Below are 23,194 nucleotides of genomic sequence, written 5' to 3'. Positions count from 1 at the left end.
GGGGCCGGATGCAGCCATTGACTGACTCCCTGCTGGCGCACGCGCTGCGCGACCTGTCGCTGCCCGACGCCCTGCAACCGCGCTGGCTGGCGGAGGGCGTGCTGCACTTGACGCCGCCCGAGCCACAGCGCGCGCTGGTGCTCTCCGCCGGTATCCACGGCAATGAGACCGCGCCGATCGAACTGCTGCTGGGGCTGCTGGCGGATCTGGCCGCGGGTCGATTGGCGAGCCGGGCGGCGCTGCTGCTGGTGTTCGGCAACCTGCCAGCGATGCGCGCCAACCGCCGCTACCTGCACCATGACATGAACCGGCTGTTCGGCGGCCGTCACCGCCAGTCGCCGCCCAGCGATGAGGCGGCGCGCGCCGCCGAGATTGAATGCGCTACCGAGGCGTTCTTCGCCATCACCGGCGACCTGCCGCGTTGGCACCTCGACATGCACACCGCCATCCGTGGCTCACGGCTGCCACAGTTCGCGCTGGTGCCCCACCACCGCCACCCCTACCCGCAGGCATTCTTCGACCTGCTGGCCGCTGGCGAGCTGGATGCACTGGTGCAGCACACCGCGCCGGGCGGCACCTACAGCCACTATGTCAGCGAGGCGTTCCACGCACAGAGCTGCACGCTGGAGCTGGGCAAGGCGCGCCCGTTCGGTGACAACGATCTGGCCCAGTTCGCCGCCATTGACCGGGCGATCCGCGCGCTGGTCGGCGGTGAGCCGCTGCCAACCCGGCAGAAGCCGCCGCTACAGGTCTTTGAGGTGGCGGAGAGCATCATCAAAGGGGATGAGAGCTTTACCCTCCACCTGCCGCCAGAGACCGAGAACTTCACCCGCCTGCCAGCGGGATACACCCTAGCCAGCCAGCAGGATCGTCACTGGACGATTGGCGAGGCCGCACCTTACATCCTGTTCCCGAACGCCAACGTGGCGCCGGGCCTGCGAGCGGGGATGCTGCTTTCACCGGGCACGCCGCGCCTCTCCCTACCTGAGTGATCTGCCTATGACCAAACAACCCGTACCATCACGGCCGGGCGATCCGGCCACGGCGCAGAGCCTGCACCGTGGCCTGAGCGAGCGCCACATCCAGCTTATCTCGATTGGCGGTGCCATCGGCACCGGCCTGTTTATGGGGGCGGGCAAGACGATTGCCGTCTCCGGCACCTCGATTTTGATCACCTACGTCGTCATCGGCTTCTTTATGTTTGTGGTGATGCGGGCGATGGGGGAGCTGCTGCTGACCCGGCTCGACTACCGCTCGTTTGCCGATTTCGTCTCTGACTACCTCGGGCCAAAGGCCAGCTTTTTCCTTGGCTGGTCTTACTGGCTAAGCTGGGTGGTCACCTGCATCGCCGACGTGGTGGTGTGCGGCGGCTATATGCAGTACTGGCAGCCCGATCTCTCACCCTGGATCCCGGCGCTGCTGACCCTCGGCCTGCTCTGCCTGTTCAACCTGCTGTCGGTGAAGATGTTTGGCGAGGCGGAGTTCTGGTTTGCCATCATCAAGGTGATCGCGATCGTCGCGCTGATCCTGACCGGCTGCTGGATGATCGCCAGCGGCTGGACATCGCCGGACGGGGTGCGCGCCTCCCTCGGCAACCTCACTGACCCGGCGGTCTTTATGCCGCACGGCGTGATGGGCTTCTTCGCCGGGTTCCAGATCGCCATCTTCTCCTATACCGGCGTGGAGCTGCTCGGCACCATGACCGCCGAGACGCGCAACCCGGAGAAGCTGCTGCCGAAAGCGATCAACGCCATCCCGCTGCGCATCATCATCTTCTACGTGATGTCGATTCTGGTGATCATTGCCGTCACCTCCTGGCAGCATATCTCACCCGACACCAGCCCGTTCGTCACACTGTTTGACAAGGCTGGGCTGCCAGCGGCGGCGGCGATCATTAACTTTGTCGCCCTCACCTCGGCGATGTCGTCGGCCAACAGCGGCGTCTACTCCTGCACCCGGATGCTGTATGGCCTGTCGATGGAGAAGCACGCCCACTGGCAGTTCCGCATCCTGTCGCGCGCCACCGCCATCCCGGTGCGCAGCCTGATGTTCTCCTGCTTCTGTATGCTGAGCGGCACCCTGCTGCTGTTTTTGGTGCCGAACGTCATGACGCTGTTCACCATCGTCTCGACGCTCTCCGCCATTCTGGTGATCTACAGCTGGGGCATGATTCTGGTGGCCTACCTGGTCTACCGCAAGCGCCGCCCCGATCTGCACGCGCAGGCCATCTTCAAGATGCCCGCCGGCATCGCCCTGAGCTGGCTGAGCCTGCTGTTCTTCCTCTTCTCCATCGTGATCATGGTGTTTGACCACGATACCCTGCTGGCGCTGTGCGCAATGCCCTTCTGGTTTGCGCTGCTCGCCATCGTCTGGCGGCTGAAGGTGAAACGCGAAAACGCCACCCGCGCCTACAAGCTGGAGACGGAGGGCTAAGCCAATACCCCACCGCCACGGAGGGCGGTGTATGGGGATTTAGCCATAAAAAAACCCCGGCCAGGGCCGGGGTTGGGGGGAGTGGGCGGGGGAGTTATTTCTCCTCGGCCTTCTCCTCTTTGGCGGGGAACAGCATACTGGCAATGATGCCAACCGCCAGTACGCCAAGCACGATGTAGAGGCTGGTGTTGATGCCAATCTCATAACCGTGGTGCCAGAGGTGGTCGCTGGCGTTCAGGCCCAGTTTAAAGGCGATGAAGAACAGCAGTACTACTACCGCTTTCTCGAGGTGCACCAAATAGTGGCGCAGCGCTTCCAGTACAAAGTAGAGGGCGCGCAAACCGAGGATGGCGAACATCATGGCGGAGTACACAATCAGCGGCTCGCGGCTGACGGCAATCACCGCTGGCACGCTGTCAAAGGCAAACATCACGTCTGACAACTCCACCACCGCCACACAGAGCAGCAGCGGCGTGGCATAACGCACGCCCTTCTTCACCGTAAAGGCGAAGCCCTTGTTCTGCGGCTTCTCCAGCTCCGCGCTAACCTCGCTCGAGGAGAGCATGAAGCGATCACCCGCCAGTTTCGGCCAGACCGGGAAGAAACGGCGCACCAGACGGTTGGCGAAGTGATCAGAGTAGTCCTCGATCTCTTCGTCATCTTCGCCAGAGCGCAGCATCATTACCGCTGTCCAGGCCACAATCACCGCAAACACCATCTCCACCCACGGGCCAAGCGACAGCAGCGCTGTCCCGAAGGCGACGAAGATGCCACGGAACACGATGGCCCCAATCACCCCCCAGTAAAGCACGCGGTGGCGCAGGCCATCCGGCACCTTGAACCAGGCGAAGATCGCCATCATCACAAACAGGTTATCGACCGACAGCACCTTCTCCAGTGCATAGCCGGTGATAAACAGGTTGGCGACGGCGGCGCCGTGGTGGATATAGAGGAAGCCGGCGAAACCCAGGGCGGTAGCCACCCAAAAGATTGACCAGCCCACCGCGCCTTTCAGGCTGATGGCATGGTTGCCACGGTGGGCAAACAGGTCAATCAGCAGCGCGGCAATTGACAGGCCAACGAATACGCTGACCGTCTCCAGAGGAAAACCAATATGAACTGACGCCATTATCTCTTCTCAATCAAATGCGCTGCCGTGAACGGCAGACCTGTTAATTATCGTGCGCAGCGCCGGGGCGCCGTGCCGGGCCATTGTAACAGCAGGGGGTGCGGTGCCTGATGAAAAAAGTACAAGAAAAAAGCGGGAGGGAAGCAGGACGGGGCACACGCCGCCCCAGAGTGGGGCGGCGGCAGAGGGATCAGAGGTTTTTCAGCGCCTTGACCGTCTCTTCGATGTCGATCTCCAGCTCGGAGAAGGTGTAGGTCTTGTTCTGGAAGGTGGTGACGTTCAGCATCTCCAGCGGGCGGGTCGCGCCCTTCTCTACTTCGGCTTTCGGGCGGATGCGCTCCATCAGCAGGCCCGCGGAGAGGATGGTGTTCTCTTTGTCGATGTGCGTCTCAACCGGTACCTGCTTGGTGAAGCGGTTGAAGGATTTGATGCTGGTGATCTTGATGCGCTCACCGGCGATGTGGATGTACTTGCTCTCGGGCGCCACCTTGACCGCATAGGCTGACAGCCCCTTGCTGTTGGTGGTCGGCTCGAAGGTCACGGCGGCATCCTTTTTCAGCAGCTCCGGGTTAGCTACCTTCACCACGTGAAAATAGCGATTGTCGCCGTTCTCATCCTTGATGAATCCGAAACCTTTCTCTTCAAAATATGTCGTTACCGTACCGTGCATCATAAATTACCGCCTGACCAATCTGTAAAAAGCCTATTTTAGTCGAGCCACGCGCAGAAGTCGCCTGCTTTGCCATGCGGGGTGGCAGGGCAGCGGCCAAAAAAAACGGCCCCCGAGGGGGCCGCCGTGGCGTGCGCTGGCTTACTGCCCGCCGCTCTGCTCCATGCCGACCAACCCCACCTTCAGGTAGCCTGCCTGACGCAGCGTGTCCATCACGCCCATCATCGTTTCGTAGTCCACGGATTTGTCCGCGCGGAAGAAGATGGTGGTCTCTTTGTCGCCATTGGTCTGGGCGGCCAGTTGCGCCGTCAGCTGATCGCGCGCGATCGGCGTTTCGCCCACATACAGCTGCTTCTCGGCGTTCACGGTCACGAACAACGGCTTCTCCGGGCGCGGGGTTGGCTTGGAGGTGGAGGCCGGGAGGTTGACCCGCACATCCACCGTCGCCAGCGGCGCGGCCACCATGAAGATGATCAGCAGAACCAGCATGACGTCGATGAACGGCGTCACGTTGATCTCATGCATCTCACCACTTTCGTCCAGATCTTCGTTTAAACGCATGGCCATAACAGATTACCCCACCCGCCACTGCGGATTGGCCTTCGCCGGTTTGCTGCCAGCGCTGGCGGCCAGATCCAGGTCACGGCCCTGCAACAGCATGATCTGCGCAGCGACGTCGCCAATCAGGTGGCGATAGGAGGCGATCAGGCGGGCAAAGATGTTGTAGATCACCACGGCCGGGATCGCGGCCACCAGACCGATGGCGGTGGCCAGCAGCGCCTCAGCGATGCCCGGTGCCACGACGGCCAGGTTGGTGGTCTGGGTTTCGGCGATGCCGATAAAGCTGTTCATGATGCCCCACACGGTGCCGAACAGGCCGATAAACGGCGAGATGGCACCGATGGTCGCCAGGAAGCCGTTGCCGCGCCCCATGTGGCGGCCAGCAGCCGCAACACGGCGCTCCAGGCGGAAGCCGGTGCGATCTTTGATGCCAGCGTTGTCAGTGGACTCGGCGGAGAGCGCCAGCTCGTTTTGCGCGTCAGCCAGCAGGCGGGCGCTGATGCTCTTCTCGTCGAAGTTCTCAACAATGGCGGCGGCCTCGTTCAGTGAGGTGGCCGGGGCCAGCGCGCTCAGCTCGCGGCGCAGGCGGCGTTTGGCGGCAAACAGCTCACTGCCCTTGGCGAACAGGATCGCCCAGGTCACCACGGAGGCCAGCAGCAGGCCAATCATCACCGTTTTCACCACCGCGTCAGCGTGGTGGTACATGCCGAGCACCGAGAGATCCTGTGGGATAACCGGCTGGGCGCTGGAGGCAGCGGGCTGGCTGCCCGTGATGAGGGCAGGTGTGGCCGGGGCATCTGATGCCGGGGCAGTAGCAGCCACCGGGGCAGCGGCGGCGTCACCGCTTTCCGCGGCCAGTGCTGGCCCGCTCAGGCCCGCCAACAAAAACAGGGATACGAATGCCATACGCCAGCGGCGAGGAGAGTGCTGTGCCGCCGTTGTGGACAGGGCAGATTTCATTTTCATGCGAGCCGTATTCACGCTGCGCCTCCAACCAAAAATCGTCAATGTTGAGGAATTAATCAGTGCGGGATCATATCAAACGCAGCGGGGATTGATAGTAGTTCTCATTATTATTTACGTTACCGATAGATCAGGGCGGAAACAATAGGAATATCCATATGTAGCGGGCAAGCGAGCCACCCGCGCCCGGCGAAAGCAGGCGGCGGCAAGCGGTGTTTTTTTAGCCGCATCACACTTCCCACATCTGCCCCGGCACAGGCCGTGATGCAGATCCGATTTATTTTAAAAAGCCATTTCAACAAATTTTCAATATCATTTCAAAGCGTATAATCGTGTTAATAAAGTGTTTCAAAATCGCTGGTTTGTTGGTGCTTACTTCTATTCAAGCCCTCGCTTATCCAGCACTTCACCACCGCAAGATACCACCCTGTGTCTGACGAACAATAGCGGCGCGGCGATGCGCCCGATCCCTGGAGAGTCCTATGAACGTGCGTAAATCCCTGCTGGCGCTTAGCCTCTGTTCCGCCAGCCTGTTCCTCAGCGGCCAGGCCGTTGCCCAGACCATCAAGGCCGCCGACGTCCATCCGCAGGGTTACCCCAATGTGGTGGCGGTGCAGCACATGGGTGAGAAGCTGGAGAAGGCGACGGATGGGCGGCTGGAGATCAAAACCTTCCCCGGCGGCGTGCTCGGTGATGAGAAGCAGATGATTGAGCAGGCGCAGATTGGCGCCATCGATATCATCCGCGTCTCAATGGCACCGGTCGCCGCCATCTTGCCGGAGATTGAGGTCTTCACCCTGCCCTACGTGTTCCGCGACGAGGATCACCTGCACAAGGTGCTCGACAGCCAGATCGGCCAGGAGATCGGCAATAAAATCACCAACGATCCCAAATCGCGGCTGGTGTTCCTTGGCTGGATGGACTCCGGCACCCGCAACATGATCACCAAAACACCGCTGACCAAACCGGAAGATTTGAAAGGGATGAAGATCCGTGTGCAGGGCAGCCCGGTGGCGCTGGCGACGCTGAAGGCGATGGGGGCCAACTCGGTGGCAATGGGCGTGAGCGAAGTGTTCAGCGGCCTGCAAACCGGCGTGATCGATGGCACCGAGAACAACCCGCCGACCTTCGTCGCCCACAACTACCTGCCGGTGGCGAAGTACTACACCCTTACCCGCCACTTCATCATCCCGGAGCTGTTCCTCTACTCCAAGGCGCGCTGGGACAAGCTGAGCAGCGAGGATCAGCAACTGATCCTGAAGCTGGCGAAAGAGGCGCAGGCGGAGCAGCGCCAACTGTGGGCCGCCTATAACGAGAAGGCCCTGCAAACCATGAAGAGTGGCGGCGTGACCTTCCAGGAGATCGATACCCAGTACTTCTACACCGCTACCCAACCGGTGCGCGACCAGTATGGCAAGGCGCACCAGGATCTGATGCAACGCATCAGCGACGTCAAATAAGCCCCCGGCGGCCTGGCCGCCGGGCGTTTCAGCCTGATAACCGGGGGAGTTATGGCCCGTTACTACCTCTCATCCATGGATATTCTCTACCGCATCGCGATGTGGATCTCTGGCATCGCCCTGCTGCTGATGGTGGCGGTCATTCCCGTCGGCATCTTCTACCGCTATGCGCTCAATCAGGCGCTCTCCTGGCCGGAGCCAATCTCCATCCTCTGCATGGTGACCTTCACCTTTATCGGCGCGGCGGTCAGCTACCGCGCTGGCTCGCACATCGCGGTGGCGATGGTGACGGATCGCCTGCCGCCGCTGTGGCAGAAGGTAGCCTCCACCCTCGCTGACCTGCTGATGCTGGCGCTGAGCCTGTTTATCCTGGTCTATAGCATCACGCTCTGCCGCGACCTGTGGGAGCAGCCGGTGGCCGATTTCCCGCTGCTGACCGCGGGCGCAAGCTACCTGCCGCTGCCGATTGGCTCGGCGATCACCCTGCTGTTCATTCTGGAACGGCTGTTGATGGGGCCGCAGCACCACCGCCAGGTGGTGGCATTCGGCACCTCGGAAACCTGATGTGGGGCAACTCTGATGGATGCGTTTATTCTGCTGTTCTCGCTGGCCGTGCTGCTGGCGATTGGGGTGCCGGTGGCCTATGCGGTGGGGCTGAGCGCCGTGGTCGGCGCGTTCTGGATCGAGTTGCCGCTGGAGGCAATCATGATCCAGCTCACCAACGGGGTGAATAAGTTCTCCCTGCTGGCCATCCCCTTCTTTATTTTGGCGGGCGCGATCATGGCCGAGGGCGGCATTGCCCGCCGGCTGGTGAGTTTCGCCTACATCTTTGTCGGCTTTATCCGCGGCGGCCTGTCACTGGTGAATATCATGGCCTCCACCTTTTTCGGTGCCATCTCCGGCTCCTCGGTGGCGGACACCGCCTCCATCGGCTCGGTGATGATCCCGGAGATGGACAAAAAGGGCTACCCGCGTGACTTCGCCGCCGCCGTGACCGCCAGCGGATCGGTGCAGGCCATCCTGATCCCGCCCAGCCACAATGCCGTCATCTACTCGCTGGCGGCCGGTGGCACCGTCTCCATCGCCGCGCTGTTCATCGCTGGCGTGCTGCCCGGCCTGCTGCTCTGCCTGTCACTGATGGGGATGTGCATCGGCTTCGCCCACAAGCGCGGCTACCCGAAGGGTGAGCGTATCCCGTTCCGTCAGGCGCTGAAGATCTTCGTTGATACCCTGTGGGGGCTGATGACGGTGGTGATCATTATGGGCGGCATTCTGAGTGGCATCTTCACCGCCACCGAATCTGCCGCCATCGCCTGCCTGTGGTCGTTTTTCGTCACCATGTTCATCTATCGCGACTACAAATGGTCAGAGCTGCCGAAATTGATGTACCGCACGGTGAAGACCGTCACCATTGTGATGATCCTGATTGGCTTCGCCGCCTGCTTCGGCGCGGTGATGACCTACATGCAGCTGCCGACCCGCATCACCGAGTTCTTCACCGCCATCTCTGACAATAAGTATGTGATTTTGATGTGCATCAACATCATGCTGCTGCTGATCGGCACCCTGATGGACATGGCCCCCATCATCCTGATCCTGACGCCGGTGCTGCTGCCGGTGACCAACTCCCTCGGCATCGACCCGGTGCATTTTGGCATGATCATGATGGTCAACCTCGGCATCGGCCTGATTACCCCGCCGGTTGGCTCGGTGCTGTTCGTCGCCAGCGCGGTGAGCAAACGCAAGATTGAGGAGGTGGTGAAGGCGATGCTGCCCTTCTACTTCGTACTGCTGCTGGTGCTGATGCTGGTGACCTACGTCCCGGCCATCTCGCTCTGGCTGCCGGGGGTGTTCGGCGTTCACGGTTAGTGGTTTGTTCCTCCCTTGCCCGCCGCTCGCATGGCGGGCTTTTTTATTGGTTTTTTTTCCTTTCGCCCCACGCAATGGCGTCGGATTCTGCTGTTTTTCCCGTTGGCTGGCAAAAGCCTCCCCCCTGCCGGCTGGCCGCGTGGTAAGTTATCCGGTAAGTAACATTCACAACACAACAGGTAACAGGGCAACGATGGCAGGAAAAAAACAGGATACCGTGCTGGTGAGTGCCGGGCGGCAGAAGCGTTATACCCAGGGATCGGTCAATGCCGTCATCCAGCGGGCCTCTTCGCTGGTGTTTGAGTCGGTGGCGGCGAAAAAGCACGCCACCGCCCACCGCGCCAACGGCGAGTTGTTCTACGGCCGCCGTGGCACCCTGACCCACTTTGCCCTGCAGGACGCCATGACCGAGCTGGAGGGCGGCGCTGGCTGCGTGCTCTATCCCTGCGGCGCGGCCGCGGTAAGCAACGCCATCCTGTCGTTTGTCAGCGCTGGCGATCACCTGCTGGTGATTGGCTCCGCCTATGAGCCGACGCAGGATTTCTGCTCGAAAGTGCTGGCCAAGATGAACGTCGAGACCACCTACTTCCCGCCGCTGATTGGCGCGGGCATCGCCGAGCTGGTGCAGCCCAACACCAAGGTGGTGTTTTTGGAAGCGCCCGGCTCCATCACCATGGAGGTGCCGGACATCCCGGCGATGGTGCAAGCGGTGCGCGCCGTGGCCCCCGAGGCGGTGATCATGCTCGACAATACCTGGGCGGCGGGCGTGCTGTTTGACGCACTGGCCCATGACATCGACATCTCCATTCAGGCTGGCACCAAGTACATCATCGGCCACTCCGACGCGATGATTGGCACCGCGGTCGCCAACGCCCGCTGCTGGGAGCAACTGCGCGAGCACTCCTACCTGATGGGACAGATGGTGGATGCCGACACCGCCTACATGGCGGCGCGCGGCCTGCGCACCCTTGGCGTGCGCCTGAAGCAGCACGAGGAGAGCAGCCTGCGCATCGCCCGCTGGCTGGCGACACGCCCGGAAGTGGCAGAGGTGCGCCACCCGGCACTGCCCGGCTGCCCCGGCCACGAGGCCTTTATGCGCGACTTCCACGGCAGTTGCGGCCTCTTCTCCTTTATCCTCAAGGCGCGCCTGAGCGATGAGGCGCTGGCGGAGTACCTCGACCACTTCCACCACTTCAGCATGGCCTACTCCTGGGGCGGCTTTGAGTCGCTGATTCTGGCGAACCAGCCGGAGGAGTTGCAGGCCATCCGCCCGGCGGAGCGCCTGACCTTTAGCGGCACGCTGGTGCGGCTGCACATTGGTCTGGAGGATTGCGACGATCTGATTGAGGATCTGACGGCCGGCTTTGGCCGGCTGTGCCTCTCCTGAGTCTCGGCATCCCATCCTGCGCGGCGGCGCACTATACTCATCAGGGGCCGTAACGGCCTCTGATGAGGGATGTTCCATTCGCAACGGGAAGAATAATGGAAGTACTGACACATATTTTTCATGCGCTCTGGCAGCAAGATTTTAGCGCGCTGGCCGATCCGGGCGTGATCTGGATCATTTATGCCATCCTGTTCACCACCCTGTTTCTGGAGAATGGGCTGCTTCCCGCCTCTTTCCTGCCGGGCGACAGCCTGCTGCTGCTGGCTGGCGCACTGGTGGCCAAGGGAGTGATGAGCTTCGTGCCGACGCTATTGATCCTGACCACCGCCGCCAGCCTCGGCTGCTGGCTGAGCTACCTTCAGGGGCGCTGGCTGGGGGATACGCGCATTGTGCGCCGCTGGCTGCTGCAACTGCCGGCCCACTATCACCAGCGCGCCTATGCCCTGTTCAACCGCCACGGGCTGCTGGCCCTGCTGGGCGGCCGGTTTCTGGCCTTTGTGCGCACCCTGCTGCCGACCATGGCTGGCATCTCTGGCCTGAGCAACTCCCGCTTCCAGTTTTTCAACTGGCTGAGCGGCGCGCTGTGGGTGGGCGTGGTGGTGTCGCTGGGCTTTGCCTTCAGCCAGATCCCGCTGGTGAAACGCCATGAGGATGCGGTGATGGCCGCGCTGATGGTGCTGCCGATGCTGCTGCTGGTGCTGGGCCTCGCTGGCGTTATCTGCATGGTGATTAAAAAGCGCCGCGCCGCTGCCAAGTAAGCACTCCGCGTAATCGCAGTTCCCCTTTTAACCCGCTGGCGGCATTGCCCCGGCGGGTTTTATTTATTTCCCTGCAAAATAATATATTCAATGATTAATTATTAAATCGATCATTTAATTATTTATTAATCTCTCTTTAATAAAGCATAAATTGATAATCCTTGAAAATAGCGATTATATAAAGCGCGAAAAGTTCCATTTGATTCCTTATTTTCTTATTTGGCTAATTAAAAAACCCAACTCGATTAAGAAAGGACCTCTCATGTTTAAAAAAAATTTGATAGCAATGGCGCTGCCTTTCATGTTGTTGACTGCTGGGGCGCAAGCAGCGACCCTGTATGATAACGAAGGCACTAAAATTGACTTCACTGGCTCTATCCGTCTGATGATGGAAAACTCCGATTCACGCGGCCAATATAACCCAGGCCAGGACTCCGTCATTCTGCGTGACCAGGACTCCCGTTTCGGTTTCGGCTTTGACCATGCCTTCAATCAAGGCACTGCTCACGGCATCGGTTACCTGGAGTTCGGCAACAACACCCAACAGGGTGAAGGCGACTTCGAAATGAATAACCGCCAGGGCTGGGCCGGCTTCCGTCTTGATGACGTGGGCGACCTGACCTTCGGCCGTATCACCTCACCCTTCGATGACATGCCGCAGTCTGACTTCAGCTACGAGTATGGCGGCGTGATGGACTTCGGCGCCTACAACAACGGCTTCATCGGCCGTACCGGCGGCTCCGACGCTGGCGATGACAACTTCATCGGCCGTGTCTCCAACTCTATCCGCGTGATGAGCGCCGACTACAACGGCTTCAGCTTCGGTGGCAGCTACACCCTGCAAACCGAAGGCGACGACAATGCCGCCGCCCTGCAAAACGCCTACAGCCTGGCTGCCTTCTACAAAACCGAAACCGATAACCTGGCAATGTCCTTCGGCGCAGGTTATGGCTATGCGCACCTGGAGCAGAACGGCATCAATGGCCTGACTGACCAAGGCAGCTTCAACAGCATCAGCAACGGCAGCGAATATGACGGCGAAGATGGCACCGAGCAAATCTGGGGCCTGTCTGGCAAGTTCACTCACAAGCCAACCAACCTCTCCTTCTCCCTGGATATCGGCCAGCTCTACATGGATAACGTGGTCTCCGGCGACGTGAACTATGAAGGCAGCCAGGCTGTTGATAAAGCGCTGTTCTACGTAGGCGACACCGCAACCGTCAACCTGTTCGGTGTGGGCATGAAATGGGCTTACGAAGATGACAACAGCATCTACGGCGGCTACTACATGAAAGATGCCGACGAAGAGCTGTACAACTGGAAAGAGCAGAAATTCGTAGTGGGTACTGACTACTACTTCACCAAAAACGTCGTGGTCTGGGGCGAATACGCCTACATCGACGTCCGTGCCGACAAGTGGGTTGACAGTGCTAATGTCAAACGCGACTTCGCCAGCGTTGGTGATGACAACCGCATCGCGGCCGGTATGCGTATCTACTTCTGATAGTCTTTCGCCCCCTGTTATATCAGGGGGCACACCCTGTTATTTTCCGTTCCCCTCATAGCGGAATTAACAATGCCACTGTTGTTTTTTATCTATTTCGGCGCTTTTATAGCGCCGTTTTTTTATTTAATGTCTTTTGGCATTTAGGAGAGAAATAAATAAGCATATTATTAATAGAGCAAGTGTGACGTTATTTCCCGCAATGGTTGTCCATGCTTCCCTGCCTGCATATATACCCGCCGCTATTTTCGCCAATGGATAACGCGCATCCTGCACTTAAATTCCCAATATAAAATCCTCGCAGCAACGGCAAGTCACCACATCTTGGCTACACTAATAGGTCAATCCGTACTCTGACCGTGCCCGGCACGGAAAACCCGTATAAGGAGAGCCTAATGGCAACGCAGCAACCCATCATCAAACTGCACGATGGCAACCTGATGCCGCAACTGGGCCTTGGCGTTTGGAAGGCCAGTAATGAAGAGGCGACCGCTGCCGTCGCCAAGGCGCTGGAGACCGGTTACCGCCACATTGATACGGCGATGATCTACAAAAATGAGGAGGGCGTCGGCAAAGGGATTGAGGCCGCCGCCCTGCCGCGTGAGGATCTGTTTATCACCACCAAGCTGTGGAACGATGACCAGCAGCACGCCCAGCAAGCTCTGGAACAGAGCCTGAGCCGGCTGAAACTGGATTATGTTGACCTCTACCTGATCCACTGGCCAGTGCCGCAGCAGGGCCACTATGTCGATGCCTGGAAGCAGTTACTGTCCCTGAAAGAGCAAGGGCTGGCGAAAAGCGTGGGCGTCTGTAACTTCCAGATCTCCCACCTGCAACGCCTGCTGGATGAGACCGGCACCGCGCCCGTCATTAACCAGATTGAGCTGCACCCGCTGCTGCAACAGCGCCAGTTGCACGCCTGGAACGCCACCCACCACATTATTACGGAGTCCTGGAGCCCACTTGCACAGGGCGGCGACGGGGTGTTTGATCACCCGACCATCGTAAAACTGGCTGAGAAGTATGAGAAAAGCCCGGCGCAGATTGTCATTCGCTGGCACCTGGATAGCGGGCTGATTGTGATCCCGAAATCCGTTACGCCGAAACGCATTGTCGAGAACTTTGACGTGTTTGATTTCCGGCTGGAGCGTGAGGAGCTAAGCGAGCTGGCGAAACTGGATGCTGGCCAGCGGCTGGGGCCGCACCCAGACCCGGATGCGCAACCCTGACAGCAAAAGAGCCTCCTAGGAGGCTCTTTTTTTATGCTGCGTTTCTTATGGGGCCACGGTAGTCCCTGCCGGGCTGGCCTCCTCCTGTGAGGCCGCCTCTTCCGCCTCCTGCGCCAGCAGTTGGCGCTCATAGACCTTGAAGAAGGGGTAGTAGACCACTGCCGACACCACCGCCAGCAGCACCACCAGCAGCGCGGCGCGGAAATCCCAGCCGGTGCCCCACGCTGCGCCAATCGGTGCCGGGGCCGTCCAGGGCACCACGGAGATCACCCGGTCAATCAGATCCATCTTCACCGCCGCATAGGCGATCACGGAGTTCACCAGCGGCGCGATGATAAACGGCAGGAAAAAGGTCGGGTTCATCACAATTGGCGTGCCGAAAATCACCGGTTCATTGATGTTGAAGGCGCTCGGCACCAGACTCAGTTTGCCAATGGAGCGCAAGTGCGCGCTGCGGCTGCGCAGATAGAGCAGTACCAGCCCGAAGGTGGCACCGGAGCCGCCAATCACGATGAAGAATGACCAGAACGCCTCGATAAAGATGTGCGGCATCGGCAGCCCGGCGGCCAACGAGCTTTGGTTGACGCCCAAGTTGGTCAGCCAGAAGGCCTGCAACATGCCGGAGACAATCACCGCGCCGTGAATGCCAGCAAACCAGAGCAGGTGCGCCAGCAGTACCGCCAGCAGGATGGCCGGCAGGGAGTCGGCAGCGGAGATCAGCGGCTGGAAGATGGCCATGATCGCCTGTGGCAGCAGCATATTGAACTGATCCTGAATCAGCAGGCTGAGCGGGTAGAGGGTCAGCACCACCACCAAAATTGGGATCAGCAGGTCAAACGACTGTTTGATCTTCGCTGGCACCTGATCAGGCAGGCTGATGCCAATGTTGTAGTGCTTCAGCAGGCGCACCATTTCGGTGGTATAGAGCGCCACCAGAATGGCAGTGAAGATGCCGATGCCACCTAGCGCAGCGGTGGGCAGCGCCTTGTCCACCTGCGGCGCGGCCACCAGCAAAAAGGACATCAGCGAGAGCATTGCCGCCATAAAGGGATCGAGCTTGTAGCTCTGCGCCAGGTTATAGGCGATGGCAGCCGTGATGTAGATCGACATGATGCCCATCGTCATGTTGAAGGGGGTCAGGATCTCCGTCTCATAGTTGCCAGCAATCGCCAGCCACCAGCGCGCCAGGCTCCAGCCGCTCTCGGCGGAGAAGGGCGGGTAGGCAAACACCAGCAGGAAGGATCCGACGATCATGAACGGCATCGCGGAGATAAAGCCGTCGCGGATCGCCATCACATGCCGCTGGGTAGAGAGCCGGCCCGCTATCGGGCTGATGCGCATCTCTATGAAGTTGAAGATCGACTGGCTGACGCTCATTTTCCACCCCTTGAACCGGTCAGAGAGAAACGTGATGCCACCGCACAGGCGGCGCGGCATCCTGTAGTTAGGTGCTGTTTTTGCTTCATTGCCAATGCCAGCCAACGGCTGGCCAATAGTGTGTTTCGTGCATCCGACGCTCCCTGGATCATTGAGGAAACGGAGGAGGGCGCGCTCAAGTATGGGCAAGAAAAATGCGTAACTGCAACCGGTTACAGTAACCGGTTGCAGTTTTTGTCAGGTTCTGTGAGTCAGATCCAGAATTGAATTGAAGGGCGTGGCGGCCAGCTTTTTCAGCGTGCGGTGCGGCTCGCATATTCCCGGCGATGGCACCGCCTGCGTCACTGTACCCTCTCGATCTCTACCCGATTGCTGTGTTGCGGATTGCCCTTGGCGAGCGGTGAGGGGCGGTGTGAGGTCAGGGTATTGATGCAGCCACCGTGATCGACCCTGTCGCCCTGCATATTCGCCTGATGCCATGCGCCCTGCCCCATCGCCGTCACGCCCGGCATGATGCGCGGCGTGACCTTGGCGACCAGCCGCACGTCGCCGCGATCGTTGAACACCCGCACCCGGTCGCCATCCCTGATCTGGCGTGCCGCCGCATCCAGCGGGTTGATCCACACCTCCTGCCGTGCCGCCGCCTGCAACACGTCGATGTTGCCGTAGGTGGAGTGGGTGCGTGCCTTGTGGTGGTAGCCAAACAGTTGCAGCGGGTAGCGGGCAAAACGTGGGTCATCCCAGCCCTCAAAACCGGGATGGTAGATCGGCAGCGGGCTGATCACCTCATCGGCCTGCAACGTCCAGCGGGCGGCAATCTCCGCCAGCGCGCTGGAGTAGATCTCAATCTTGCCGGAGGGAGTGGCGAGCGGATTAGCCTCGGGGTCTTCCCGGAAGGCGCGATAGGCCACGAAGTGGCCAGCCGGGTCGCGCTGACGGTAGATGCCAGCCGCCCGCAGCGCCTCATACGTCGGGAGCTGCGGATCGCGGGCGCGCATCTTGTCATAGAGCCAGTGCAGCCACGCCGACTGGCTGCGCCCCTCGGTGAAGCGTTGCAGCACCTCTGGCCCGAGCCGCGCCGCCACGCCGCTCAGGATCTCATAGATGCCGCGCCGCTCAAATTTGGCGGGCGTGGCTGGCTGGCCGAAGATCAGGTAGCCCATGTGGCCAGCGGACTCATTGGCAACAATGTCCTCCTGCTCGGTGGTCATCAGATCCGGCAGCAGCAGGTCAGCGTAGCGCGCCGAAGAGGTCATGAAATTGTCGATCACCACGATGGTTTCACACAGGCTTTCATCCTGCAAAATCTCATGGGTGCAATTGATGTCAGAGTGCTGGTTGATCAGCGTATTGCCAGCGTAGTTCCAGATGAACTTGATCGGCGTCTCCAGTCGGGCTTTGCCGCGCACGCCGTCGCGTAGCTCGGTCATCTCCTGGGCGCGGATGATGGCGTCCGTCCAGGCGAACACCGGGATGCTGGTGCGCACCGGGTTCTCCAGCACTGGCATCCGTTCGATGGTGCAGGTATAGCTCGACTCGCGCGCGCCAGTGCCGCCGCCGGGTAGCCCGACGTTGCCGGTCAGGATGGCGAGCATGGCGATGGCGCGCGAGGTCAGCTCACCATTGGCCTGCCGCTGCGGCCCCCAGCCCTGCATGATGCAGGCTGGCTTGGCAGTGGCGATCTCACGCGCCAGCGCGACGATGCGATCCTGCGGGATGCCCGTGATCGCCTCCGCCCATTGCGGCGTTTTGGCGGTGCCATCCTCCCCCTGCCCCAGAATATAGGCTTTGTAGTGGCCGTTGGCGGGCGCGCCGGTTGGCAGGGTCTTCTCATCGTAGCCAACGCAGTAGCGATCCAGAAACGCCTGATCGACACGATCCTCAGTGATCATCACATAGGCCAGCGCGCTGACCAGCGCGGCATCGGTGCCGGGACGGATCGGGATCCACTCATCCTCACGCCCGGCGGCGGTGTCGGTGTAACGTGGATCGATCACTATCATCCGTGCGCCGCTGCGCGCCCGCGCCTGCTGGAGCAGGTAGGTGACGCCCGCGCCGCTCATGCGCGTCTCCGCCGGGTTGTTGCCGAACATCACCACCAGCTCGCTGTTGACGATATCCGAGGGACTGTTGCCGTCGTTGCCGCCGTAGGTGTAGGGCATGGCGGCGGCGATCTGGGCGGTGCTGTAGGTGCCATAGTGGCTGAGGAAGCCGCCGTAGCAGTTCATCAGGCGCGCCACCAGCGAGGCATAGGGGGACGAGCGCGTCAGGTTGCCGCCGACGATACCGGACGAATAGTTGAGATAGACCGCCTCGTTGCCATAGGTTTCGACGGTCTGCTTCAGCCGCTGCGCCAGCGTGTCCAGCGCCTCCTCCCAGCTGATGCGCTTGAATTTGCCCTCACCGCGCTTGCCGACCCGCTTCATCGGGTAGTTGAGGCGCGCCGGATGGTTCATCCGCCGCCGGATCGAGCGACCGCGCAAACAGGCGCGGATCTGGTGATCGCCCCACGCATCGGCCCCGGTGTTGTCGCTCTCCACCCAGGTGACGCACTCATCCTGCACATGCAGCCGCAGGGCGCAGCGGCTGCCGCAGTTGACGGAGCAGAGGCTCCAAACCACCCGCTCCTCCGGTTCGCGTGCTGGCGTGGGCGTGGCCCCTGCCGTGCCAAAGGGCAATCGCACCGCGCCCGCCGCCAGCGCCAGCCCACTGCCCTTCAGCAAGCCGCGCCGTGTGATACCGCCCCGTTGGCTGGGCGTCGCACTGTTGTCGCTCATACTCTCCCCTCCTGATGGTTAACCACAGGCTGGAGTAACAAAAAGCGCGTGCGAATGCCTTGCTCTTTATCAAGCAACAGGCCGGGAGGGGAAAGGAAAAGCAGGCAGGGCGGGCGCCCTGCCCTCTCTCAGTTGGCGGGTTGCACCACCAGTTGGCCGGCGGAGCCGCGATCGGCCATCTCCAGCGTCTGGCTGTAGAACAGGAAGGGGAAGTGCTCAAACGAGGGCTGGTTGAAGTAGACCAGCAGCTCCACCTGGCCATCCACCCAGACGGTATCCTTGAAACCGGCATCCTCCGCCAGCGGCGGCCCGCCATTGACGCTCTTCACCAGGAAGGAGACACCCTGAATATGGAAGGATTGCGGCAGATCGGCGCGTACCGTCCAGCGCTCCCAGGTGCCCTGCACCGCCTGCGCGTCCGTGCGGTTCATGTCCCACACCGCGCCATTGATGCCAGCCTGATTGTCGCCGAGGCGGAAATCGCGCGTGCGCACTACGCTCCCCTCCAGCAGTTGGTCGGCCAGCAGGCGCATCGGCAGGTTATCCGTCACCAGTGGCAGCAGGCCGGTGGGTTTCAGCGTCAGCACCAGCGTGTTGACCAGAATGCTCGACGGCTCAAACAGCCCGCGCAGCCGATCCATGATGCCCGCCGCCTCACCGGCGGTGATTGACACCTCATCGCCCTGCGACATATCCACCAGAATTTCGCGCCGCTCGCCGGGGGCCAGCGAGAGGTGCGGCACCGCCACCGGCGCGGGCAGGAAGCCCTGATCGGCGGCCACCACGTGGAACGGGCGGTTGTCGCTCATCTTTAGCATGAAGCGGCGCGAGTTGGAGGCATTCAGCAGGCGCAGGCGCACCCAGCCGCGTGACACCTCGACGTAGGGGCTTTCCACGCCATTCACCAGCAGCGTGTCGCCGAGGAAGCCGCCCTGCGCGGGCGCGTCATATTGCGGGGTGCCGAAGTTGTCGAGGCGCTTGTCCTGGAGGATTAGCGGGAAGTCATCCACGCCGTAGTGGCTCGGCAGCGGCAGGGATTTGCTGACGCTGTCCTCCACCAGCCACAGCCCGGCCAGCCCGTTGTAGAGGTGCGGGGCCATCCGGTTGGGGGTGTTGGCGTGATACCAGCAGGTGGCGGCTGGCTGGCGGATGGGCAGTACCGGCGCCCAGTCAACGCCCGGCGACATCATGCGCCCTGCCCCGCCGGTCAGTGTACCCGGCACTTGCAGGCCACTGACGGTCATGGCGACCGGCTCACTCAGCCGGTTGCTGTAGATCAGTTTGACGTCATCCCCGCTGTAGACGCGCACCGTTGGCCCCAGATAGAGGCCGTTGACGCCCCAGACGCTGGCCTTCGCGCCACCGTTGAATGACCAGTGGGCGCGTTGCAGGGTCAGGAACAGCGGTTGCCCACGGCGCGACTCCAACAGCGGCGGAACCGGGAGGGCGGTCTGCGTTCCGTTCGCCTCTGCCCTCAGCGGCATCGCCCCGGCAGCCAGCGCCATGCCCGATGCCTGTAAAAACTGACGTCGACTGAGTGACATATCTTCTCCATGACAAGCAATATGACTGTGTGCAAAACCCCGCCCGGAGGCAGGGTGAAAAGGGCCCGGCGCACCGGGCAGCGGCCTGAATCCCAGGCCGGAAAGCGGTTACTTCTTGCGTTTGGCGGCCGCTTCTCGGGCGGCCACTTCCGCATCCAGCTCGTTGATTTTAGCCTGCATCAACGTGCGGCAGTGCTCGGCCAGCTCACGAACCCGCTCTTTTCCATACTCTGTGGTATCGATGGGCGGCAGCATTTCTACAATCACCAAACCATTTGACCAGCGGTTCAGGTTGATTTTGCCGTGGGTGTTGGAGACGCAGATTGGCACAATCGGCACGCCCGCGGCAATCGCCGCATGGAACGCACCGGTTTTGAAAGGCATCAGGCCGCGGCCACGGCTGCGGGTGCCCTCCGGGAACATCCAGATGGAGATGTTGCGCTTTTTGAACTGCTCCACCACCTGCGAAATGGTGCCGTGCGCACGGGCGCGGTTGTCACGGTCAATCAGCAGGTTGCCGGTCAGCCAGTAAAGCGGGCCGAAGAACGGGATCCACAGCAGGCTCTTTTTGCCCACCGTCACGGTACGCGGCTGCACCACGTTGGCGGCGGTAACCATGTCATAGTTATTCTGGTGGTTGGCAATGTAGATACAGTTGCCATAGTGCGCGGCCTCAGGCGGGATGCGCTGCTCCACCTTCAGGCCAAACACCTTGGAGAGGCGGCCAAACATGTGGCCGAACCGCGCCACATGGCGGGGATTACGCGGGCTGAAGAGACAGAAAATTGACCCGAAGATACAGATCAGTAGCGAAAACAGCGTGACAATGATGGCACGTAAAATCAACAACATAAAAAACCTCGTTAGCGAAACGCCAGCCCCAGGCGCACCACTGTGCCGCCCCGACGCCGGTCTCCTTGCTCCTGACAAACCCTCACAGGCTGTTTTATAGAGACAAAGGTGCCCTGCTCACCCTTGCTCACCCGTCCTGCGAAATCCTCAGGCCGGGTGATACAACGGCTATATTAATGCAAACGGTGAATATTCACCGAGAAAAACGACGGATTAGAGAGGCTTGGCACTTTTTGTGCGGCCGCGCCCATGCCCGGCGTCCCGGCATCACCGGGGCACCGGGCCGTGGCTGGGTTACTCGTCGCTGCTGGCGGCCGCTTCCGGGCGTGCCGGTGCATCCACGTCAACCCGGTCGATGCGTTGCAGGCCACGCGGCAGCAGCGTGCCTTTGCGGCCACGCTCGGCGCGGTATTTCTGCAAATCTTCCGGGCGCAGCGTCAGCTTGCGCTTGCCGATATGCAGCGTCAGGGAGGTTTGCGGCGGCAGCACGAACAGCCAGGCCAGCCGATCCTCACCCGCCGCGGCCTGTGCCGCCGGGATGGAGACAATCTTGTTGCCCTTGCCCTTCGACAGCTGCGGCAGATCCGCCACCGGGAACATCAGCATCCGGCCCGCCGCGGTGATGGCGAGCAGCATGTCATCCTCGCCATGAATCTCCAGCGGCGTCAGTGCCTTGGCATTCTCCGGCAGGGTCAGCATCGCCTTGCCAGCGCGGTTGCGCGCCACCAAATCGTTGAAGGTACAGACAAAGCCGTAGCCAGCGTCAGAGGCCATCAGCAGCTTCTGGTTGTCTGCCGCCATCAGCACCTGCTCCACCACCGCACCCGGCGGCGGGGTCAGCTTGCCGGTCAGCGGCTCGCCCTGCCCGCGCGCGGAGGGCAGCGTGGTCGGCTCAAGGGCGTAGCTGCGGCCGGTGGAGTCGATAAACACCACCGGCTGGTTGCTCTTGCCGCGCGCCGCGCCGAGGAAGCTATCCCCGGCCTTGTAGCTCAGGCCGGTCGGGTCGATGTCATGCCCCTTGGCGCTGCGTACCCAGCCCATCTGCGACAGCACAACGGTCACTGGCTCAGAGGGCAGGATGTCGGTTTCGCTCAGCGCCTTGGCTTCGCTGCGCTCATGCAGCGGCGAGCGGCGCGGGTCGCCGTAGGCTTCGGCATCCGCCTGGATCTCCTTGCGGATCAGCGTGTTCATCTTGCGCTCGGAGGCCAGCGTCGCTTGGATCTGGTCGCGCTCCTTGGCCAGCTCATCCTGCTCGCCACGGATCTTCATCTCTTCCAGCTTGGCGAGGTGGCGCAGTTTCAGGTCAAGGATCGCCTCGGCCTGCGTCTCGCTCAGCGCGAAGCGTGCCATCAGCACCGGCTTCGGCTCATCTTCGCTGCGGATGATGTGGATCACGTCATCGATATTGAGGAAGGCGGTCAGCAACCCCTCAAGGATGTGCAGGCGCTTCAGCACCCGCTCCAGACGGTGGTTGAGGCGCAGGCGCACGGTGTTGCGGCGGAACGCCAGCCACTCCGTCAGGATCTCCACCAGCCCCTTGACCATTGGTCGGCCGTCGAGGCCGATCATGTTCATGTTGACGCGGTAGCTCTTCTCCAGATCGGTGGTGGCGAACAGGTGGTTCATCACCTGATCCATGTCCACGCGGTTGGAGCGCGGCACCACCACCAGACGGGTCGGGTTCTCGTGGTCTGACTCGTCACGCAGATCCTCCACCATCGGCAGCTTCTTGGCGCGCATCTGGCTGGCGATCTGCTCCAGCACCTTGGCACCGGAGACCTGATGCGGCAACGCGGTGATCACCACGTCGCCCTCTTCCTTTTTCCATACCGCGCGCATCCGCACCGAGCCACGCCCGGTTTGGTAGAGTTTGCGGATCTCGTCACGCGGCGTGATGATCTCCGCCTCGGTCGGGAAGTCCGGCCCCTGCACGTGGGTCAGCAGCTCATCCAGCCCGGTGGCGGGTTTCTCCAGCAGCATCACGGCGGCGGCGGCCACTTCACGCAGGTTGTGCGGCGGGATGTCGGTGGCCATGCCCACCGCGATGCCGGTGGTACCGTTCAGCAGGATGTTGGGCAGGCGCGCTGGCAGCATTTTCGGCTCGTCCAGCGTGCCGTCAAAGTTCGGGATCCACTCCACCGTGCCCTGCCCCAGCTCGCGCAGCAGCACTTCGGCATATTTTGACAGGCGGGATTCGGTGTAACGCATCGCGGCGAAGGATTTCGGATCGTCCGGCGCACCCCAGTTGCCCTGCCCATCCACCAGCGGGTAGCGGTAGGAGAAGGGCTGCGCCATCAGTACCATCGCCTCATAGCAGGCGCTGTCGCCGTGCGGGTGGTATTTGCCCAGCACGTCGCCGACGGTACGGGCCGACTTCTTGAATTTGGCGCTCGCGTTCAGGCCCAGCTCTGACATCGCATAGACGATGCGGCGCTGCACTGGCTTCAGGCCATCGCCGATAAAGGGCAGCGCCCGGTCCATGATGACGTACATGGAGTAGTTGAGGTAGGCGTTCTCAGTAAACTTGTGCAGCGCTAAGCGCTCAGCACCGTCATGAGTCATGTCGCTCATTAAATGTTTATCCTTACACCCGTAGCGTTTTGTTCTGCATTGAAGCATCAGCCCACGGCCGGCGGGTAGATCCCGGCGCGGGGCGCATGATGCGGCGATAGTACAACATC

Annotated in this window: 18 protein-coding genes; 9 read left to right on the top strand and 9 right to left on the bottom strand. The window is 61.2% G+C overall.

Going from position 1 to position 23,194, the window contains the following annotated elements:
* Positions 1-8: 8 nt before the first annotated feature.
* Positions 9-992, top strand: a complete 984-nt coding sequence (gene astE / locus C1N62_RS02585) for a succinylglutamate desuccinylase (RefSeq protein WP_137762155.1) — start codon at positions 9-11, stop codon at positions 990-992.
* 7 nt (positions 993-999) lie between these two features.
* Entirely contained in the window at positions 1,000-2,433 is a 1,434-nt protein-coding gene (locus tag C1N62_RS02580) for an amino acid permease (protein ID WP_137762154.1), read from the top strand.
* 94 nt (positions 2,434-2,527) lie between these two features.
* On the opposite strand, the gene C1N62_RS02575 is transcribed toward C1N62_RS02580, so the two are convergent.
* The 4 genes from C1N62_RS02575 to exbB form a co-directional block, all read right to left on the bottom strand.
* Positions 2,528-3,562, bottom strand: a complete 1,035-nt coding sequence (locus C1N62_RS02575; protein WP_137762153.1) for a TerC/Alx family metal homeostasis membrane protein — start codon at positions 3,560-3,562, stop codon at positions 2,528-2,530.
* 190 nt (positions 3,563-3,752) lie between these two features.
* A complete protein-coding gene (locus C1N62_RS02570) occupies positions 3,753-4,232 on the bottom strand; it encodes a cold-shock protein (protein WP_137764881.1) in 480 nt (159 codons plus the stop codon).
* Positions 4,233-4,373: 141 nt separating this feature from the next.
* Positions 4,374-4,799 (bottom strand): TonB system transport protein ExbD, encoded by a 426-nt coding sequence (gene exbD, locus C1N62_RS02565; protein WP_137762152.1) that lies wholly within the window; start codon positions 4,797-4,799, stop codon positions 4,374-4,376.
* 6 nt (positions 4,800-4,805) lie between these two features.
* Positions 4,806-5,753: a tol-pal system-associated acyl-CoA thioesterase gene (gene exbB / locus C1N62_RS02560; RefSeq protein WP_370465592.1), complete on the bottom strand. Its 948-nt coding sequence runs from the start codon at positions 5,751-5,753 to the stop codon at positions 4,806-4,808.
* Positions 5,754-6,238: 485 nt separating this feature from the next.
* Between exbB and C1N62_RS02555 the strand changes: the two genes are divergently transcribed.
* From C1N62_RS02555 to dkgA, 7 genes are all read left to right on the top strand, one after another.
* On the top strand, positions 6,239-7,216 hold the full coding sequence (locus tag C1N62_RS02555) for a TRAP transporter substrate-binding protein (RefSeq protein ID WP_137762150.1): 978 nt from the start codon (positions 6,239-6,241) through the stop codon (positions 7,214-7,216).
* A gap of 51 nt (positions 7,217-7,267) precedes the next feature.
* On the top strand, positions 7,268-7,780 hold the full coding sequence (locus tag C1N62_RS02550) for a TRAP transporter small permease (RefSeq protein WP_137762149.1): 513 nt from the start codon (positions 7,268-7,270) through the stop codon (positions 7,778-7,780).
* 15 nt (positions 7,781-7,795) lie between these two features.
* Positions 7,796-9,085: a TRAP transporter large permease gene (locus C1N62_RS02545; RefSeq protein WP_137762148.1), complete on the top strand. Its 1,290-nt coding sequence runs from the start codon at positions 7,796-7,798 to the stop codon at positions 9,083-9,085.
* Between the two features lie 193 nt (positions 9,086-9,278).
* Positions 9,279-10,472: a cystathionine beta-lyase gene (metC, locus tag C1N62_RS02540; protein ID WP_137762147.1), complete on the top strand. Its 1,194-nt coding sequence runs from the start codon at positions 9,279-9,281 to the stop codon at positions 10,470-10,472.
* A 95-nt stretch (positions 10,473-10,567) separates the two neighbouring features.
* Positions 10,568-11,230 (top strand): DedA family protein, encoded by a 663-nt coding sequence (locus tag C1N62_RS02535; RefSeq protein ID WP_137762146.1) that lies wholly within the window; start codon positions 10,568-10,570, stop codon positions 11,228-11,230.
* 301 nt (positions 11,231-11,531) lie between these two features.
* Positions 11,532-12,734, top strand: coding sequence for a porin (locus C1N62_RS02530; protein WP_168195795.1), 1,203 nt, complete (start codon positions 11,532-11,534; stop codon positions 12,732-12,734).
* A gap of 395 nt (positions 12,735-13,129) precedes the next feature.
* Entirely contained in the window at positions 13,130-13,963 is an 834-nt protein-coding gene (dkgA, locus tag C1N62_RS02525; protein ID WP_137762144.1) for a 2,5-didehydrogluconate reductase DkgA, read from the top strand.
* A gap of 45 nt (positions 13,964-14,008) precedes the next feature.
* Here the strand turns inward: dkgA and C1N62_RS02520 are convergent, their stop codons facing one another.
* The 5 genes from C1N62_RS02520 to parC form a co-directional block, all read right to left on the bottom strand.
* The gene (locus C1N62_RS02520) at positions 14,009-15,340 is read right to left on the bottom strand and encodes a PTS sugar transporter subunit IIC (RefSeq protein ID WP_137762143.1); all 1,332 of its coding nucleotides are present in this window, start codon (positions 15,338-15,340) and stop codon (positions 14,009-14,011) included.
* Between the two features lie 341 nt (positions 15,341-15,681).
* Entirely contained in the window at positions 15,682-18,117 is a 2,436-nt protein-coding gene (locus tag C1N62_RS02515) for a DmsA/YnfE/YnfF family dimethyl sulfoxide reductase (RefSeq protein WP_137762142.1), read from the bottom strand.
* Positions 18,118-18,245: 128 nt separating this feature from the next.
* The gene (gene ftsP / locus C1N62_RS02510; RefSeq protein WP_137762141.1) at positions 18,246-19,661 is read right to left on the bottom strand and encodes a cell division protein FtsP; all 1,416 of its coding nucleotides are present in this window, start codon (positions 19,659-19,661) and stop codon (positions 18,246-18,248) included.
* Between the two features lie 108 nt (positions 19,662-19,769).
* Complete coding sequence (locus C1N62_RS02505) at positions 19,770-20,513, bottom strand: 1-acylglycerol-3-phosphate O-acyltransferase (RefSeq protein WP_137762140.1); 744 nt, start codon at positions 20,511-20,513, stop codon at positions 19,770-19,772.
* Positions 20,514-20,807: 294 nt separating this feature from the next.
* Positions 20,808-23,084 carry a DNA topoisomerase IV subunit A gene (gene parC / locus C1N62_RS02500; protein WP_137762139.1) on the bottom strand — a complete coding sequence of 759 codons (2,277 nt, stop codon included), beginning with the start codon at positions 23,082-23,084 and terminating at the stop codon, positions 20,808-20,810.
* Positions 23,085-23,194 lie beyond the last annotated feature (110 nt).

It is taken from the genome of Nissabacter sp. SGAir0207 (assembly GCF_005491205.1).
In the GTDB taxonomy this organism is placed as follows: domain Bacteria; phylum Pseudomonadota; class Gammaproteobacteria; order Enterobacterales; family Enterobacteriaceae; genus Chimaeribacter.
This window is presented reverse-complemented; position numbering and strand designations above follow the sequence as displayed.